This is a genomic window from Lentzea aerocolonigenes (genome assembly GCF_000955955.1).
In the GTDB taxonomy this organism is placed as follows: domain Bacteria; phylum Actinomycetota; class Actinomycetes; order Mycobacteriales; family Pseudonocardiaceae; genus Lentzea; species Lentzea aerocolonigenes_A.
Genome location: NZ_JYJG01000340.1, coordinates 1 through 15306 on the forward strand (window position 1 = coordinate 1; position 15306 = coordinate 15306).

Here is a 15306-nt window from a genome sequence, read left to right on the forward strand (position 1 = left end):
CCGCGAGGCGCCCTGCTGAGCACCGAAGACGCGGTGAAGGTTGGCGGCCGCAGCGCTAGGACTCGCCACCATCGGGGTATTTCGTCCGGTGATGAACGATGGTGCGATCGTTCGGTGATCGCCGCCGAGTCCACCGAGCTCTTCGTCGGGCCTCGGACCGCACTGCTGCAGGTGGTGCGGGTGACCTCGCCTACGTTGGCGGGACCGGTGTACGCGCACGTCTCCGGTCCCGGCCTGCACTCGCCGCGGCACGGCGGATCCGCGCTGCTGGGGCCATTCGGCTACGAGGTCGCGGTCGACGTGTCCGAGCACTCCGCAGGCGCCGTGGTGCCTGCTGTCGCGGTGGTGCGGTCCGGTGCCGGCGAGGATTCCTGCTCGTTCTCGCTGGTCGTGGGCTCGCCGGGGTGGACGGTGCATCTCGTCGGGCACGTTGCGGGGGATGCGCCGTTCCCGGTGCTGCGGGCGCATCTGGACCTGGCGCTGACCGATCCCGCGTACCGGTTCGCGGTGACTTCCGTTGAGCTGCTGCAGCCTTACTGGGACACGTTCCCCCAGCACCGGTCGTTGCTGCTGCGGTTGATCTCCGAGGGCCGAGTCGAGGTCGTCGGCTCACCGTCCAATGTGGTCGGTGTGGAGCCGCTGCTGTCCTCGTTGCCCGCCGGGGTTTCCCTGCCGGCTTCCTCGCTGGGCGAGGCTGAGCGGGCGGTCTACTCGTCGTTCCTGGCGCTGAGGTCCGCTACTTCGTCGCAGCACGTGATGCTGCCGGTCGGACCCGAGCGCTCGGCGCCCTCGCCGTGGATGACCGCGATCCACCACGACTGGCCCGCGCGCTACACCTGGCCACGGGTCATCTGCTCGTTGCCGCGTGACTACTACGTGCGCGGCTCCGTGCCTGTGCCTGCTGCTCCTGCCGACGAGTCGCCTGCCGCCGTGTTCGCTTCGCACGCTTCCCGGCTGACCGGGGCGGCCTATCCGGCTGCCGCGCTTGCCCGTGCTGCTGCCTCGCATCCTCGTGAGGCTTTCGACCTGCGATCGGACGTCGTCGCCCGTTCGCTTTCCGCTTTGACGTCCACTGTGGACTCGTCGGTCGTCGTCTGGAACCCGTCCGACGCACCGTGCACCGATGTCGTGTCCGTGCACCTGCCCACAGCTCGCAACGTGCATGTCGCGCACGACGGCTCGGTTCTGCCGACGTTGGTCGACGGGACCACCGTGACGTTCCTGGCCCGTGACGTGCCCGCCGTGGGTTGGCGGACCTACTCGTTGGTTCCCGATGACGTCGACCACGGGTGGAAACGCGGCTTCGGCACGGAGATCGCCTCCACTCACCACGTCTTGTCGTACGACCCGATCGCTTCTCTCGTCGCCGTCGACGGTCCGGCACTGGAGGCCCCTCCGCTGACCGGCCCGGTGTCCGTCTGGCACAGCGAGGTCGGCGAGAAGATGGTCGGCTCCTCGACCTTCACGTTGTGGCACGAGGTCGACCACCTGGGACCTTCCGCGCTGGTCGGCGTGCTGGGCTCGCGCTCGCCTGCCGCCGGCTCGTTGCCCGCCGTGGCCTCGCGGTTGTCGGTGGCGGGCCCACCTCTGGGCCCGGTTTCGCCTGCCGTGACACCGGTGTTCGCGCGCTACTGGCTGCACGAACCGGCACCTCTGGGCGGACTGGTCGCGAACGTGCACCTGGAGGTGCTCAGCCCGACCCGGCTGCGGGTGGTCGCGGTGTCGGACGGTCCGGAGTTCGAGGGCGCCGTCCGACTGGTGCTGCCCGACGGCTGGTCGGCGTCCTGGGACTCACTGCCCGTATCGCTGTCTGCCGGTGGGTACGTGGCGGCGGAGGTGCGGTTGACGGCGCCGCGCACGCCCGGCTGCTATCCGGTGCGGGCGGTGCTGGAAGGGCTGCCGTTCGAGGTCTACGACGTGGTACTGCTGACCGTGCCGGAGTGGGACGCCGAGGATCCGGTCGAGGTGCTGTGGGTGGCCGCGTCACCTTCGGTCGTGTCAGTGGCTCCCGGTTCTTCGGCTCCGTTGCGGGTGGTGCTGGCTTCCGGCGCGCACGGCGACCTGCCGGTGCAGGCGCGGTTGTTGTCGCCGCGCGAGACGTGGGAGCTTGCCGGCCCGTTCTGCATCGGCGGTGTGTTGCCTGGTCAGGGACGTTTGGCGCTCGACTTCACGGTCTCCGCGCCTCAGTGGGCTTCCGCTGGCTCGTGGTCGGCGGTCGTCCGGGTGGCGGCGGGTGAGCTGGTGCGGACCACGCCCGCGATCCGGCTGGAAATCGCCGGTTAGCATGGATCACCGTGACTGATCTGGTGCTGGCACTGGACTTCGGCGGCACCAAGATCGCTGCCGCCCTGGTCGACCCCTCAGGCTCTGTGGTGCGGTCGTCGAGGGTGCCCACTCCCGCCGTCGACCCGTGGGACGCCGTCGTGTCCGTGGTGTCGTCGGTGGTCCAGGATTCGGCCGTCTCGGGTGTCGGGATCGCCTCGGCCGGTCCGGTGGACGCCGTGTCGGGCACGGTGTCTCCGATCAACGTGCCGTCGTGGCAGGCCTTCCCGCTGCGGTCTTCGGTTTCCTCGTTGTTCCCCGGCGTGCCCGTGGAACTGGCAGGGGACGGCGTGTGCATGGCGCTGGGCGAGCACTGGCGCGGCGCCGGGCAGGGCAGCACGTTCATGATCGGCCTGGTCGTCTCGACCGGCGTCGGCGGCGGCCTGGTGTTCGACGGGCGCCCCTTCGGCGGGCGGACCGGCAACGCGGGCCACATCGGCCACGTCGTGGTCGAGCCCGACGGCGACCTCTGCACCTGCGGCGGCCGCGGGTGCGTCGAGACCGTCGCCGGCGGGCCTCGGATGGTCGCGTGGGCTCGGCGTGCTGGTTGGCAGGCGCCGGACGACGCGGATGCCGCTCTGCTGGCCGCTGCGGCTCTGGCCGGCGAGGAGATTCCGCTGGAGGCCTTCGACCGCGCCGGCCAGGCCGTCGGGATGGCCATCGCCGGTGCCGCCGCGGTGTGCGACCTGGACCTGGCGGTGATCGGTGGCGGGGTGGCCCAAGCCGGTGAGCTGCTGTTCGAGCCGGTCCGGCGCGCCTTGAAGACCCACGCCGGACTGTCCTACCTGGGCGGGCTGGAGGTCCGGGCGGCCGAGCTGGGTGGAGAAGCCGGGCTGGTGGGTGCAGCGGCCCTGGTCCGCTGAGCAGGCTCGCGCAGGGGTCCCCCTGGCGCTGGGATCCCCCGCGATTCAACGTACCGACGAGGTCCGACAGTTTCTTCAGACTGCTTGGCGTGTGTGCCGCAGCGGTGATTCCACCCGCCCCACGGCCACGCCGGCCGATTCCAGGGACGCTCGGACCGCACGGGCGATCTCCACGGCGTTCGGAGTGTCGCCGTGCACGCAGATCGAGTCAGCCTGGATGCGCACCGGCCGCCCGCTGACGCTGCGCACCCAGCCTTCAGTCGCGAGCTGCACGCAACGAGCCGCGATCTCAGCCGGATCCCGCAGCACAGCACCGGGCTCGCCTCGCGGAACCAACGTTCCGGCAGAGGTGTAGGCGCGGTCCGCGAAGGCCTCGTGCCACACCCGCAGCCCGGCCACCGAGGCGCGCTTGAGCCACACCGCACCGGGCGGTCCGAGCACCGCGAGCGCGGGATCGAACAACCGCACCGCATCGACCACCGCGTCCGCCTGAGCCTCATGCCGAACCAGCGCGTTGTAGAGCGCGCCGTGCGGCTTCACGTAGGACACCCGAGTGCCGGCCGCACGTGCGAACGCCGACAACGCCCCCAGCTGGGCCAGCACCTCGTTGGTCAGCGTGTCCGGAGCAACGTCGATGAACCGGCGCCCGAACCCGGCCAGGTCCCGATACCCGACGTGCGCACCCACCGCGACGCCGGCCGAGGCGGCGAGCGCGCACACCGAGCGCATCGTGTCGGCGTCGCCCGCGTGGTAGCCGCACGCGACGTTTGCGCTGGTCACGACGGACAAGAGCGCTCGGTCGTCGCCCAGCGTCCAGTGGCCGAAGCCCTCACCGAGATCCGCGTTCAGGTCCATGGCCACCCTCCGATGCACGCGCGTTTTGTTGGATCGTAGGATTGTTGAACGATTTGACGATACTGCAATCGAACGATCCTGCAAATAGACTTGGCAGGTGACCGAGACGTGGGTGTCGACGCTGGCGCAGGGCAAGGCCGACCTGGAGCGCGCGAGCACCGCGCAGAAGGTCGCGGACATGCTGCGCGAGCGGGTGCTCGACGGCGAACTGGCACCCGGCCTGCGACTCAGCGAGGAGGCCATCGGCGGCGCGCTGGGAGTCAGCCGCAACACGCTGCGGGAAGCGTTCCGGCTCCTCACCCGCGACCGCCTCCTGGTCCACGAGCACAGCCGCGGGGTGTTCGTCCGCAGGCCGACCGGCGACGACGTGCGCGACCTCTACGCCGCCCGCCGGGTGATCGAGTGCGGCTCCCTCAGGCTGTGGAACGACGTCACCGAGGCCCAGCGCGAGGCCGTGCGGACGCCCGTCCGCCAAGCCGTGGCCAGGGCGGAGAAGAACGACTGGACCAGGGCAGGCCAGGCGAACATCCAGTTCCACCGCGGCATCGTCGGGCTCGCGGGCAGCACCCGGCTGAGCGACGAGTCGGACCGGCTCTTCGCCGAGCTGATGCTCGCCTTCCGGGTCGCGCAGGAGATCAACGACTTCTACCAGACGTACGTGCCGTGGAATCGCAGGATTGTTGAACTGTTGAACGATGGCGACACCCAGCAGGCCGTCGAGCAACTCGCGCAGTACTTCGACGCCGCCGAAGAGGACCTGGTCGGGCGCCTGGAGGCCGAGCAGTCCTAAGGGACTGTTAAGCAGAGTGCAACGATTCCGATCTCGGAGCTGACGACACGTCTCATCAGGCCTAACATCCGCGCAACACCGCGTACACGGAGGGCCACCATGCCGTCGGATCACAAGACCGGCTTGCGCTGGAGCAACTGGAACCTGCTGCTGATAGTTCCGCTGCTCATGCTCATCACGCCGTGGTTCAACCAGGACGAGCCTCGCCTCTTCGGGCTGCCGTTCTTCTACTGGTACCAGTTCGCGTTCGTGCCGCTCGGCGTGCTCTGCGTGGGTCTCGTCTACATGAAGACCAAGGACAAGCCCGTCGTCACAGGTAAGCCGGACAAGCTGGGCGTCGACGACCTGGACGAGGGAGCGAACTGATGCAGTGGACCGAGCTGATCGTTTTCAGCGTCCTCTTCCTGCTCGTCACGGTCATGGGCTTCGTGGCGGCCAAGTGGCAGAAGGGCGACACTCTCGAGCACCTCGACGAGTGGGGTCTCGGCGGCCGGAAGTTCGGCAGCTGGATCACGTGGTTCCTGGTCGGTGGCGACCTCTACACCGCGTACACGTTCGTGGCGGTACCGGCACTCATGTTCGGCGCGGGAGCGACTGGCTTTTTCGCGCTGCCGTACACGGTGATCCTGTACCCGATCGTGTTCCTGCCGCTGGTGCGTATGTGGTCTGTCAGCCGCGTGCACGGGTACGTCACGCCCGCGGACTTCGTGAAGGGCCGCTACGGTTCGCACTGGCTCGCGCTGCTGATCGCGATCACCGGCATCGTCGCGACCATGCCGTACATCGCGCTGCAGCTGGTGGGCCTCGAAGCGGTGCTGCGCAGCATGGGCTTGAACGGCTCCGGCATCCTCGGCCACCTGCCGCTGTTCATCGCGTTCGTGATCCTGGCGCTCTACACCTACCAGTCGGGTCTGCGGGCGCCGGCGCTGATCGCGTTCGTCAAGGACATCCTGATCTACATCGTCATCCTGGTGGCGATCGTCTACCTGCCCTCGAAGTTCGGTGGCTGGGGCGAGATCTTCAACGACGCCCAGGCCAAGTTCGACGCGACGCCGGTCAAGACCGACGGTGTCCTGCTCACCGGCACCAACCAGCTGCAGTACGCCACGCTGGCACTGGGCAGTGCGCTGGCGCTGTTCATCTACCCGCACTCGCTGACCGGCATCCTGGCCAGCCGCGGTCGCAACGTCATCAAGCGCAACATGGTCGCGCTGCCGGCCTACTCGCTGGTGCTCGGCCTGCTGGCGCTGCTGGGCTATGTCGCGATCAGCGCGGGCACCAAGCCGATCGTCAACCAGGCGACCGGCCGTCCCGACACGAACACGATCGTGCCTGAGCTCTTCGGGCACAACTTCCCGAGCTGGTTCGCGGGTATCGCGTTCGCGGCCATCGGCATCGGCGCGCTGGTGCCGGCGGCGATCATGTCGATCGCGGCGGCGAACCTGTGGACGCGCAACGTCTACAAGGAGTACATCAAGAAGCACGCCACCCCGGCGGAGGAGGCCAAGCAGGCCAAGCTCGCCTCGCTGGTCGTGAAGTTCGGCGCCGTCGCGTTCATCGTGTTCGTCGACCCGCAGTTCTCCATCGACCTGCAGCTCATCGGTGGCGTCATGATCCTGCAGACGCTGCCGGCAGTCGCGATCGCGCTGTACACGCGCTGGTTCCACGTCTACGGCCTGGTCGCGGGCTGGATCTTCGGCATGGGCTACGGCATGTGGCTGCTCTACAACATCGCCAACCCGAACGTCGGCAAGCAGCACTTCGCCGGCTCCGCACTGCCGCTGGGCAAGCTGTCGCTGTTCGGCTGGCACCCGTTCGGCAACTCCGCCGTGCAGATCTACGTCGGCATCGTCGCGCTGGCGGTCAACCTGCTGGTCGCGGTGATCGTCACGCTGATCGCCAAGAAGGCCAAGGTCTTCAACGGCACGGACCAGACCGACCCGTCCGACTACCACGTCGACGAGGACAGCCCGAGGGTCAAGCCGGTCGCCGCCCACTGAGACGCGTCCGTCAACGGTATGGGCCACCCGTCGGTTTCGGCGGGTGGCCCTTTTCCGTTGAGATGGATGCCGTGAAAATCATCGCCGGACTCGTGATCGCGGCAGGGCTCGCGGTCGTGCCGGGTGTCGCCCACGCCCAGGACACCAGCTGCTACGACACCAACGTCCCGCTCACCGTCGAACAACAGCGGCTCGACGACACGCTCGTGCCCGGTGGTCCCGCCGTCGGCCCCGCGCTCGTGAAACTCGCCGGGTTCGACGGCCGCGTCAGCGAGTTCACCTCGAAGCTCTGCCGGCAGGTCGTGCTGAAGCAGGCCCAGCAGTTCGCCGAACGCGAGGGCAACGCGCTGTGGAAGGCCGCTGTCGCCCGTGCGCAGAGCACGAAACCGTTGGCGCACGACGCTTACGACGACCGCCCGCTCTACTGGGCCCGCCTGCAGCTCTCCACCGCACTGCGCCAGTGGAAGCCGCGGTTCGCGCTGTCGGTGCACGACCGCGCTGCGCTGATCCAGCAGTTCGACTGGGCCTCGCGCGGGCTGAGCGACTCGGCGTTCCCGTCGAAGCCAGGTGTCCGCAAGATCGCGGTGACCGGCTTCGACCCGTTCCAGCTCACCGGGACCAACGTGCGGCGGGCCAACCCGGCCGGCGCGGCGGCGCTGCAGCTCGACGGCCGTGAGATCACCACCCCGCAGGGCAAGGTCGTGTTGCAGGCGGCGGTGCTCCCGGTGCTGTGGGGCGGGTTCGACGAGGGGATCGTCGAGCAGTTCTACGGTTCCGCGCTGCAGCAGAAGCCGGACGCGTTCGTGACGATCAGCCAGGGCAGGCCCGGCAAGTTCGACATCGAGCGGTGGGCGGCGCGCTGGCGAGGCGGATCGGCGGACAACAACAACGTCGGCTCGTACGGCAGCGTCCCCGACGCCGGCGGGTGGCCGCAGCCGTCGAACGAGTTCATCGAGACGTCACTGCCGTTCCAGAAGATGATCGACGCGGGCACCGGCCCGTTCCCGGTGGTGCTCAACCGCAGCTTCTGCGAGTGGGTGATCGTCGGCTCGCAGCAGGACTGCCGCACCGACGACCCGACGCCGGGCCGTGTCGCGGCTCTCGGTGGCGGCGGGAACTACCTCTCCAATGAGAGCATGTACCGGGCCAATCGCGTGCGAATCGGTTACGGCGCAACGAATGTCCTCGGCGGACACCTCCACACGCCGGTGCTCGGACAGCCGGCCGACCCGGCCGCGCTGACCGACTCGGCGTTCGAAAAACAGCGTCGGGACATCGCCGATCAGGTCAAGGCCCTAGTCTCTGTGGTGTGAATCGTGTGCGGCTGGCGGTGGCAATCATCCTGAGCTCGGTGGCTTTGAGCGCCTGTGCCATCCACATTGGTGGTCAGGCCATCCCGGGCCCGATGCCGTCCACCGCCGCCGCGGACGCACCGACGCTGCCGAAAGTGGGGCAGTGCATGAACTCCTCGGAGCTCAAGCCGGTCGACTGCGCCGCGAGCCACGACGCCGAGGTCATGAACGTCGGCGAGATGACCGGCCTCCCGTCGACCTACCCGGACACGCAGACGCTGCGCAAGACCGCGCTGCCGCCGTGCTACGGCGCGATCAACGACTACCTGGGCAGCGCGGACGCCGGCGCCACCCGCCTGCAGGTGTGGGCGTTCTGGCCGAACGAGGCGAGCTGGAAGAAGGGCGACCGGTGGCGCCTGTGCACCGTCGTCGAGCTCACCCCCGACGGAAAAGCGCTGCCCCGCAAGGGAACCCTGAAGGCGATCCTGAAGGGGTCCGCCTTCAACACGTACCAGATCTGCCTCGGCGGCTCGCCCTCCAAGGACCCGGACGTGAAGCCCGTGGCGTGCAACGGTGCGCACATGGCCGAAGCCGTGCCTGGCGGAATCGTGCCGCTGGGCAAGTTCAGCGACCCCACGCCGTCCAAGGAACAGATGAGCGCCATCGCCAAGGACAAGTGCACCAAGGCCGTGCAGGACTACGTGGGCTCGGACAAGCGCACGGACGTCTTCCCGGCGTGGCGCATGCCCGGATCCCAGGGCTGGTCAGAGGGTTGGACTTACGCCATCTGCTACGCGGAGGCCAACCGGACCTTCAACGGCATGCTCCTCGGCATCCGCGACAACCCGCTCCCGAACTGATCCGGCGACCACGACCATCAGCACGGCGGCCAGGGACAGCACCAGCATCGCGATTCCTGCGATCCCCACGGCACACCTCCCTCTCCTCCGTTGACGATCTTTGTGATCGCCATCACACAACTAAGACGTTCCCGGAGAGGGGCAGGTTCATTCCTGCTTCAAGACCATTTTCAGAAGTTGTGGAGAACTGGCTGAGCAGTCCCCAGGGCTGTCCACAGCTATCCACAACATGTGCACAGAGCCGTCCACACCTGTGGACAACTTCGTCTCAAATGGACGGTGAGCTGCGCTGACTCAGAGAAAATTGCTGCACAGGACCACACCGGCGGCGGTACCGATGGCCAAACCGAGGACGAACACGAGCGTGTAGCGCCACCACGGCGTGCGCCCCGGCAGCGGGGTGGACGACACCGGGTAGTAGCGCACGATGCCGGTCGTGGGGCCGACCACGACATCGCGCTTGGATCCGTCGAAGTGGAGTCCGCCGAGGAAGTCCTCGTCCTGCGTCACACCACTAGTAGTACCTCAAAAGGTGACCCACCGGTCGCCGTTGACCGGTGGGTCACCACAAAACACCAGGGACTCAGCCCAGGCGCTGCTTCAGGGCCTCCAGCTGGTCGCGCAGCGTGGTCGGCACCTTCTCGCCGATCTTCGCGAACCACTCCTCGACCAGCGGGATCTCGGCACGCCACTCGTCGGCGTTGAACTCCAGCGCGGCCTCGATGTCCTCATGCGACGCGTCCAGACCCTCGAGGTCCAGGTCGTCGGCGGTCGGCACGTAACCGATCGGTGTCTCGACAGCGGCGGCCTTGCCCTCGAGGCGCTCGATGGCCCACTTCAGGACGCGCGAGTTCTCGCCGAATCCGGGCCACAGGAAGCGCTTGTCCTCGCCGCGGCGGAACCAGTTGACGTAGAAGATCTTCGGCAGCTTGTCGGCGTCGGCGCGCTTGCCGAGGTCGACCCAGTGCTGGAAGTAGTCACCGGCGTTGTAGCCGATGAACGGCAGCATGGCCATCGGGTCGCGGCGCACGACGCCGGTCTTGCCGACCGCGGCGGCCGTGGTCTCGGACGACAGCGTGGCACCCATGTAGGTGCCGTGCTGCCAGTCGCGCGACTCGGTCACCAGCGGGATCGTCGTGGCGCGACGGCCACCGAAGAAGATCGCCGAGATCGGCACGCCCTTGGGGTCGTCCCACTCCGGCGCCTTGATGTCGCACTGCTCGATCGGCGTGCAGTAACGGGAGTTCGGGTGCGAGCTGAGCTCCTCGCTGTCCGGCGTCCAGTCCTGGTGCTTCCACGAGGTGAGGTGGGCCGGGGGCTCGCCCATGCCCTCCCACCAGACGTCGCCGTCGTCGGTCAGCGCGACGTTCGTGAACAGCGAGTTGCCCTTGGCGATGGTGCGCATCGCGTTCGGGTTGGTGTGGTAGTCGGTGCCGGGCGCGACGCCGAAGAAGCCGTTCTCCGGGTTCACCGCGTAGAGGCGGCCGTCCTCACCGAAGCGCATCCACGCGATGTCGTCGCCGAGCGTCTCGACCTTCCAGCCGGGGATGGTCGGCTCGAGCATCGCGAGGTTGGTCTTGCCGCAGGCCGACGGGAACGCGGCCGCGATGTAGTACGCCTTGTTCTCCGGCGAGGTGAGCTTGAGGATCAGCATGTGCTCGGCGAGCCAGCCCTCGTCGCGCGCCATGACGCTCGCGATGCGCAGGGAGTAGCACTTCTTGCCGAGCAGGGCGTTGCCGCCGTAGCCGGAGCCGAAGCTCCAGATCTCGCGGGTCTCCGGGAAGTGCGAGATGTACTTGGTGTCGTTGCACGGCCACTGGACGTCCTGCTGGCCGGGCTCGAGCGGCGCGCCGAGCGAGTGCAGCGCGGGCACGAAGTCCGCGTCGTCACCGAAGACGGCGAGGGCCTTGGTGCCCATGCGGGTCATGATGTGCATCGAGACGACGACGTACTCCGAGTCCGTGATCTCGACGCCCAGCATCGGCTTCTCCGCGTCGAGCGGGCCCATGCAGAACGGGATCACGTACATCGTGCGACCACGCATGCAGCCCCGGTAGAGCTCGGTCATGATGGCCTTCATCTCGGAAGGGTCCATCCAGTTGTTCGTCGCGCCCGCGTCCTCCTCGCGCACGGAACAGATGTAGGTCCGCTCCTCCACGCGCGCGACGTCGCTCGGGTCCGAGGCGGCCCAGAAGGAGTTCTGCTTCTTCTTCAGGGGCTTGAAGGTGCCGGCGTCGACGAGCTTCTGCGTCAGACGGTCCCATTCACCCTGGGACCCGTCCGCCCAAACAACCTCATCGGGGCAGGTCAGCTCAGCGACTTCCTGAACCCATGCGAGCAAGCGCGCGTGGTTGGTCGGTGCGTGTTCGAGACCGGGAATGGTCACTGCCGTCATCTCGTCTCGTCTCCTGACTGAACGCCTCGGCTGCCCGAGGACGCGTGGGGTCGTCCGGTGTGGGGACTTCGTCGTCCTCGGGAATAGCTCCAGACGCCCGGTGGGGCCGGGCGTGCGTGGAAGGGGATGGATCGAGGTTAGCCCGGTGAATGGCAGGTAAAGCACCCCCAGCCTGTCGCTTCCCTCACAAAACCGATTCTGGAATCGATTCAGCACTCGGACGGCGTTAAGGCGCGCTTGAGGTGGGAAAAACACAAGAGGCCCCGGTGCGGTTCTCACCACACCGGGGCCTGTGACCTGCGTTTCGTTACCAGCTAGTTCGGGCTGATCCACTGCCCGGTGGTCGAATCGATTCGGACGACGCCCTCGAACCGTTCTTCCTCGAACCAGTCGTCCGAGTCGTCCAGAATGCCGCTCTTCGAGTCGGTCACGTACCGGCCGTCGGACTCGATGTGCCCGTGCTCGACCTCGACCCAGTCGTCACCGCGGTGTTCCGACATCGTGACCTCGCCCGATCGTGTGATCTCGGTCGCCACGTCGGCCCGCCCGTCACCGTTCTTGTCGGTGAACAGCCAGGAGTCACCGTCGTCGTCTTTGACCACCGCGGTGTCGGCCTTGCCGTCGCCGTCGGTGTCCTCGGTCGCCTGGCCGACCTTTCGATCGCCTTCGTCGGTGTGCACGACAATCGTCTGCTGAGGCGCGGAATTCGTCTTTTGTTGCGTTGAGTCGTTCGGGTCGACGGCAACCCACTCGCCGGAATTCTCCTCGAACCGAGCCTGGCTCAGGAGATTGCCGTCCTTGTCGAACGTGCTCATCAGATCGGCGTCGCCGTCGCCGTTCGTGTCGGTGAACGCGAGGTGACCACCGTCATCGGTCTCGACCACGGCGGAGTCGTTCGTGCCGTCGTGGTCGAGGTCGAAGGTGACGTCGGCGGTGTACTCCTCATCCTCGACGGTGACCTTCAGCTCGGCGTCGGCCGCACCGTTCTCGTCGATGTACACCGGGACACACCTCCTACTGCTCATGTACCGGTATGACCCACGTTATGCCGATTCGGTTCCCCCGCCAACCGTGTGACCCGCTCGGAGGTCGATCTCGCTCTGGCCGATGGCGGCGTCGAGGGCCGCGCGGAACTGCGCGATCTCACCGCCTTCGAGGGTGAACGCCGGGCCGTCGGGGCCGGTTATCTCCACCGCTCCGGCACTCACGCTGACCTCGCAGACCGCTCGGTCCGCGTAGCTGTCGCTGCAGTGAAGAAGCCATTCGCGCTTGACGCCCATGGTCGAAACCTCATCTTCACCCCAGGTCGCCCGATATGGACTTAACTTTAGCCTTACGTGAGGCTAAAGTCGCTCGCCTAAGCGTATGAAGGGAGGCAGCCACGTGGGTCAGGCGAGACAGACCGTGGAACGCCTCCAGCTCGGGCTCACGCTGCAACGCCTCAGGCTGGCCGCCGGCAAGTCACAGCAGGAAGCCGCCGATCTGATCGGTCGCAGCGCGGGCAGGCTCAGCCAGGTGGAGAACGGCAAGGGTGCGCTGGGGGTGGCCGAGCTCTCCCGGTTGCTCGACTTCTACGACGTGACGCCCGAGGAACGCGACTCGGTGCTCGCCCTCGGGATGGCGAGCAGGCGCAGGCAGCCGCGGCTCGGCTATGTCGATTCGTTGCCGGACTCCTACGTGCGGTTCATGGACCTGCTGGCGGCGGCGCGGCACATCAGCTGGTACGAGTGCGGAGTGATCCCGGGGCTCGTCCAGTCGCCCGGCTACGTCGAAGGCATCCACCGCGCCGGCGGCTCTGTCCGGCCGGACGAGGAAACGGCCGAGCGGATCGCGTTCCGCTTGCAGCTTCAGCAACAGGTGCTCTCCGCGGGCAAGGCAGCACGAATCGACGTCGTCTTCACCGAGGACAGCCTTCTGCACGTGGTGGGCAGCGAGTCGGTGATGAGGGAGCAGGTGCTGCACCTGCTCCAGCTGATGGAACAGCACCCGGCGCTGAACATCCGGATCGTCAGCCTGCACGCGCACAACAACCCGTTGCTGGGCGGCGGGATGGTGACGCTGGACTTCGACACGTCCGAACCCATCGCGTTTCTATCCCCGCTGTACGGTGCGCCGATCTATTACGATCAACCGTCCCAGACGGAACTCATGCGGAAGCGCTTCGAGCAGGTCGCCGATCTCGCCTGGAACCTGAAGGACACAAGAACGGCGTTGCTGGACTTTCTCGCAAGGAGCTCGTAGTTGACCGTGTGGATCAAGAGCAGCTACAGCTCTGGCGACAGCGGTAGTTGTGTGGAAGTGCGGTTCCACGACGTCGTCGGGATCCGCGACTCCAAGAACCCTGATGGACCTCGATTCGACGTGTCACGAGGTGCTTGGCTGACCTTCTTGAGCACGGTGGCGCAACAGATGCGGTGAGTCCGATCGCTCTTACGATCGCCCTGGCAGTGCACGCGATGACCTAGGCGCGGTCCGGACGCGAGCCGATCAGCAGCAGGCACAGCGTGGTGACGGCGGCGACCAGTCCCGCGAGGAGGAGCATGCCCGGCAGTGCCGGGGACGTCGGTGCCGACGGTGCGGGCGCGGCGACGGCCGGAACCGCACTGGTCGTCGCCGTGACGGCCGTGGTCGTCGCCGTGGTCGCCGCCGGTGCCGCGGGTTCCTGGACGACTGGTTGCGGCACGGGTGCGGCCGGCACCGTCGTCTCGGCGGCGCGCACGACGATCGACGCCCGCATGTCGGGGTGCACGGAGCAGATGTAGTCGAACGTGCCCGGTTGGGTGAACGTGAAGCTCCACGACTGTCCCTGGGCGAGCATCGGCGAGTGGAAGGTGCCACCGGCGACGTCGTGCGACGCCTGGTCCTGGTTCGTCCACGTGACGACGTCGCCCACGTTCACCGTCATCGTGGCCGGCACGTACGAGTACCGCGCGATCGGAATCTGATGGGTCGTGGCGGCGGACGCCGTGCTGACGGCGAAGGTCAGCACGGCGAACGCGGCCAGGACAACGCCGGCCAGGCCGCGTTTCATCAGCAGATCGCCTGGTTGAAGGCCGGGTCGAGCATCTGCTCGATCAGCACGGTGTGCGCCTTGAGGTAGTTGTCGAAGTTCAGCGCGTCCTGCACCTGCTGCAGCGGTGAGGTCTCCAGGTGAGCCGCCTTCACGTGCGCGATGAACGGCGCCAGCACGTCAGCCGGCAACGAGGACTTCAACGCCGGATCGAGCATCTGCTCGATCAGCACCGTGTGCGCCTTGATGTAGTTGTCGAACGCCAGCGCGTCCTGCGCCTGCTGCAACGGCGACGTTTCCAGGTGAGCCGCCTTGACGTGCGCGATGAAGGGAGCGAGCGCTTCCTTCGTGACGCAGGTCGGCGTTCCGGGCGTCGGCTGCGTCGTCGGAGTGGGATGCGTGGTCGGGTGACCGGTCGGAGGAGTTGTCGTGGTGGTGGGTGGCGTCGTCGTCGGCGGCGCGGTTGTCGTGGTCGTGGTCGGCGGCGTGCTGCCGTTGACCGTGACCGAGGCCTTCATGTCCGGGTGGATCGAGCAGTAGTACGAGTACGTGCCCGGCTTGGTGAAGGTGTAGCTGTAGGTCTGGCCCTGCTGGAGGGTCGGCGAGGTGAACTTCTCCGGCCCGTTCGTCCCGACCACGTTGTGCGGCGCGGTGTCGTGGTTCGTCCAGACGACCGTGTCACCGGCGTTGATCGTCAACGTGGCCGGCTGGAACGAGTAGCCCATGATCTCGACCGCGGTCGACTGCTGGGCCGCCGGCGCGGCCTCGCCCTGTTGTGCGGCGAGATCCACGCCGACCGGAGCTGCCTGGCCCGGGCTCACCAGGCTCAGGCACAGCGCTGTTCCGGCGATGCCCAGTGCCGCGACCAGCACGGCGAACCGGTTTCCTTTGTCCACTGCGGACTTCCTTTCCACTGGCA

The 15306-nt window shown here is 67.5% G+C and carries 16 protein-coding genes; 9 read left to right on the forward strand and 7 right to left on the reverse strand.

What is annotated here, in order from left to right; genetic code table 11:
• Positions 1-114 precede the first annotated feature (114 nt).
• Together UK23_RS36400 and UK23_RS36405 are read left to right on the forward strand one after the other, a co-directional pair.
• Entirely contained in the window at positions 115-2283 is a 2169-nt protein-coding gene (locus tag UK23_RS36400) for an NEW3 domain-containing protein (RefSeq protein ID WP_045316305.1), read from the forward strand.
• An 11-nt stretch (positions 2284-2294) separates the two neighbouring features.
• Positions 2295-3185 carry an ROK family protein gene (locus tag UK23_RS36405; RefSeq protein WP_045316306.1) on the forward strand — a complete coding sequence of 297 codons (891 nt, stop codon included), beginning with the start codon at positions 2295-2297 and terminating at the stop codon, positions 3183-3185.
• A 75-nt stretch (positions 3186-3260) separates the two neighbouring features.
• On the opposite strand, the gene UK23_RS36410 is transcribed toward UK23_RS36405, so the two are convergent.
• Positions 3261-4040 carry a LamB/YcsF family protein gene (locus UK23_RS36410; protein WP_196778055.1) on the reverse strand — a complete coding sequence of 260 codons (780 nt, stop codon included), beginning with the start codon at positions 4038-4040 and terminating at the stop codon, positions 3261-3263.
• 97 nt (positions 4041-4137) lie between these two features.
• Here UK23_RS36410 and UK23_RS36415 point away from each other — a divergent pair, with 97 nt between their 5' ends.
• The 5 genes from UK23_RS36415 (at position 4138) to UK23_RS36435 (ending at position 8982) form a co-directional block, all read left to right on the forward strand.
• Complete coding sequence (locus tag UK23_RS36415) at positions 4138-4830, forward strand: GntR family transcriptional regulator (RefSeq protein ID WP_045316308.1); 693 nt, start codon at positions 4138-4140, stop codon at positions 4828-4830.
• A 99-nt stretch (positions 4831-4929) separates the two neighbouring features.
• A complete protein-coding gene (locus UK23_RS36420; RefSeq protein WP_045316309.1) occupies positions 4930-5196 on the forward strand; it encodes a DUF3311 domain-containing protein in 267 nt (88 codons plus the stop codon).
• Positions 5196-6830, forward strand: a complete 1635-nt coding sequence (mctP, locus tag UK23_RS36425) for a monocarboxylate uptake permease MctP (RefSeq protein WP_045316310.1) — start codon at positions 5196-5198, stop codon at positions 6828-6830. Before UK23_RS36420 ends, mctP begins: the two co-directional genes overlap by 1 nt.
• 71 nt (positions 6831-6901) lie before the next feature.
• Positions 6902-8143: a hypothetical protein gene (locus tag UK23_RS54205; protein ID WP_156213652.1), complete on the forward strand. Its 1242-nt coding sequence runs from the start codon at positions 6902-6904 to the stop codon at positions 8141-8143.
• The gene (locus tag UK23_RS36435) at positions 8140-8982 is read left to right on the forward strand and encodes a septum formation family protein (protein WP_045316312.1); all 843 of its coding nucleotides are present in this window, start codon (positions 8140-8142) and stop codon (positions 8980-8982) included. The genes UK23_RS54205 and UK23_RS36435 overlap by 4 nt, the downstream gene beginning before the upstream one ends.
• A 294-nt stretch (positions 8983-9276) precedes the next feature.
• Here UK23_RS36435 and UK23_RS36440 read toward each other — a convergent pair whose 3' ends face one another.
• The 4 genes from UK23_RS36440 to UK23_RS36455 all read right to left on the reverse strand — a co-directional run bounded on the left by UK23_RS36440 (position 9277) and on the right by UK23_RS36455 (position 12657).
• Positions 9277-9492, reverse strand: a complete 216-nt coding sequence (locus UK23_RS36440; protein WP_045316313.1) for a hypothetical protein — start codon at positions 9490-9492, stop codon at positions 9277-9279.
• Between the two features lie 73 nt (positions 9493-9565).
• Entirely contained in the window at positions 9566-11377 is a 1812-nt protein-coding gene (locus UK23_RS36445; RefSeq protein WP_045316314.1) for a phosphoenolpyruvate carboxykinase (GTP), read from the reverse strand.
• Positions 11378-11691: 314 nt separating this feature from the next.
• Positions 11692-12378 (reverse strand): hypothetical protein, encoded by a 687-nt coding sequence (locus tag UK23_RS36450; protein WP_045316315.1) that lies wholly within the window; start codon positions 12376-12378, stop codon positions 11692-11694.
• Positions 12379-12420: 42 nt separating this feature from the next.
• The gene (locus UK23_RS36455) at positions 12421-12657 is read right to left on the reverse strand and encodes a hypothetical protein (protein ID WP_045316316.1); all 237 of its coding nucleotides are present in this window, start codon (positions 12655-12657) and stop codon (positions 12421-12423) included.
• Between the two features lie 103 nt (positions 12658-12760).
• Between UK23_RS36455 and UK23_RS36460 the strand changes: the two genes are divergently transcribed.
• Positions 12761-13618, forward strand: a complete 858-nt coding sequence (locus tag UK23_RS36460) for a helix-turn-helix domain-containing protein (protein ID WP_045316331.1) — start codon at positions 12761-12763, stop codon at positions 13616-13618.
• A 6-nt stretch (positions 13619-13624) separates the two neighbouring features.
• Positions 13625-13795, forward strand: coding sequence for a DUF397 domain-containing protein (locus tag UK23_RS50790; protein ID WP_330770536.1), 171 nt, complete (start codon positions 13625-13627; stop codon positions 13793-13795).
• Positions 13796-13838: 43 nt separating this feature from the next.
• On the opposite strand, the gene UK23_RS36465 is transcribed toward UK23_RS50790, so the two are convergent.
• Positions 13839-14408 (reverse strand): cupredoxin domain-containing protein, encoded by a 570-nt coding sequence (locus tag UK23_RS36465; RefSeq protein WP_052685384.1) that lies wholly within the window; start codon positions 14406-14408, stop codon positions 13839-13841.
• On the reverse strand, positions 14408-15283 hold the full coding sequence (locus UK23_RS36470; RefSeq protein ID WP_052685385.1) for a cupredoxin domain-containing protein: 876 nt from the start codon (positions 15281-15283) through the stop codon (positions 14408-14410). The genes UK23_RS36465 and UK23_RS36470 overlap by 1 nt, the downstream gene beginning before the upstream one ends.
• Positions 15284-15306: the final 23 nt, after the last annotated feature.

Bases quoted from the DNA above. Each gene is read 5' to 3' on its own strand.
- UK23_RS36410 (WP_196778055.1), bottom strand. From the start codon at position 4,040: ATGGACCTGAACGCGGATCTCGGTGAGGGCTTCGGCCACTGGACGCTG.
- UK23_RS36420 (WP_045316309.1), top strand. From the start codon at position 4,930: ATGCCGTCGGATCACAAGACCGGCTTGCGCTGGAGCAACTGGAACCTG.
- mctP (WP_045316310.1), top strand. From the start codon at position 5,196: ATGCAGTGGACCGAGCTGATCGTTTTCAGCGTCCTCTTCCTGCTCGTC.
- UK23_RS36445 (WP_045316314.1), bottom strand. From the start codon at position 11,377: ATGACGGCAGTGACCATTCCCGGTCTCGAACACGCACCGACCAACCAC.
- UK23_RS36455 (WP_045316316.1), bottom strand. From the start codon at position 12,657: ATGGGCGTCAAGCGCGAATGGCTTCTTCACTGCAGCGACAGCTACGCG.
- UK23_RS36465 (WP_052685384.1), bottom strand. From the start codon at position 14,408: ATGAAACGCGGCCTGGCCGGCGTTGTCCTGGCCGCGTTCGCCGTGCTG.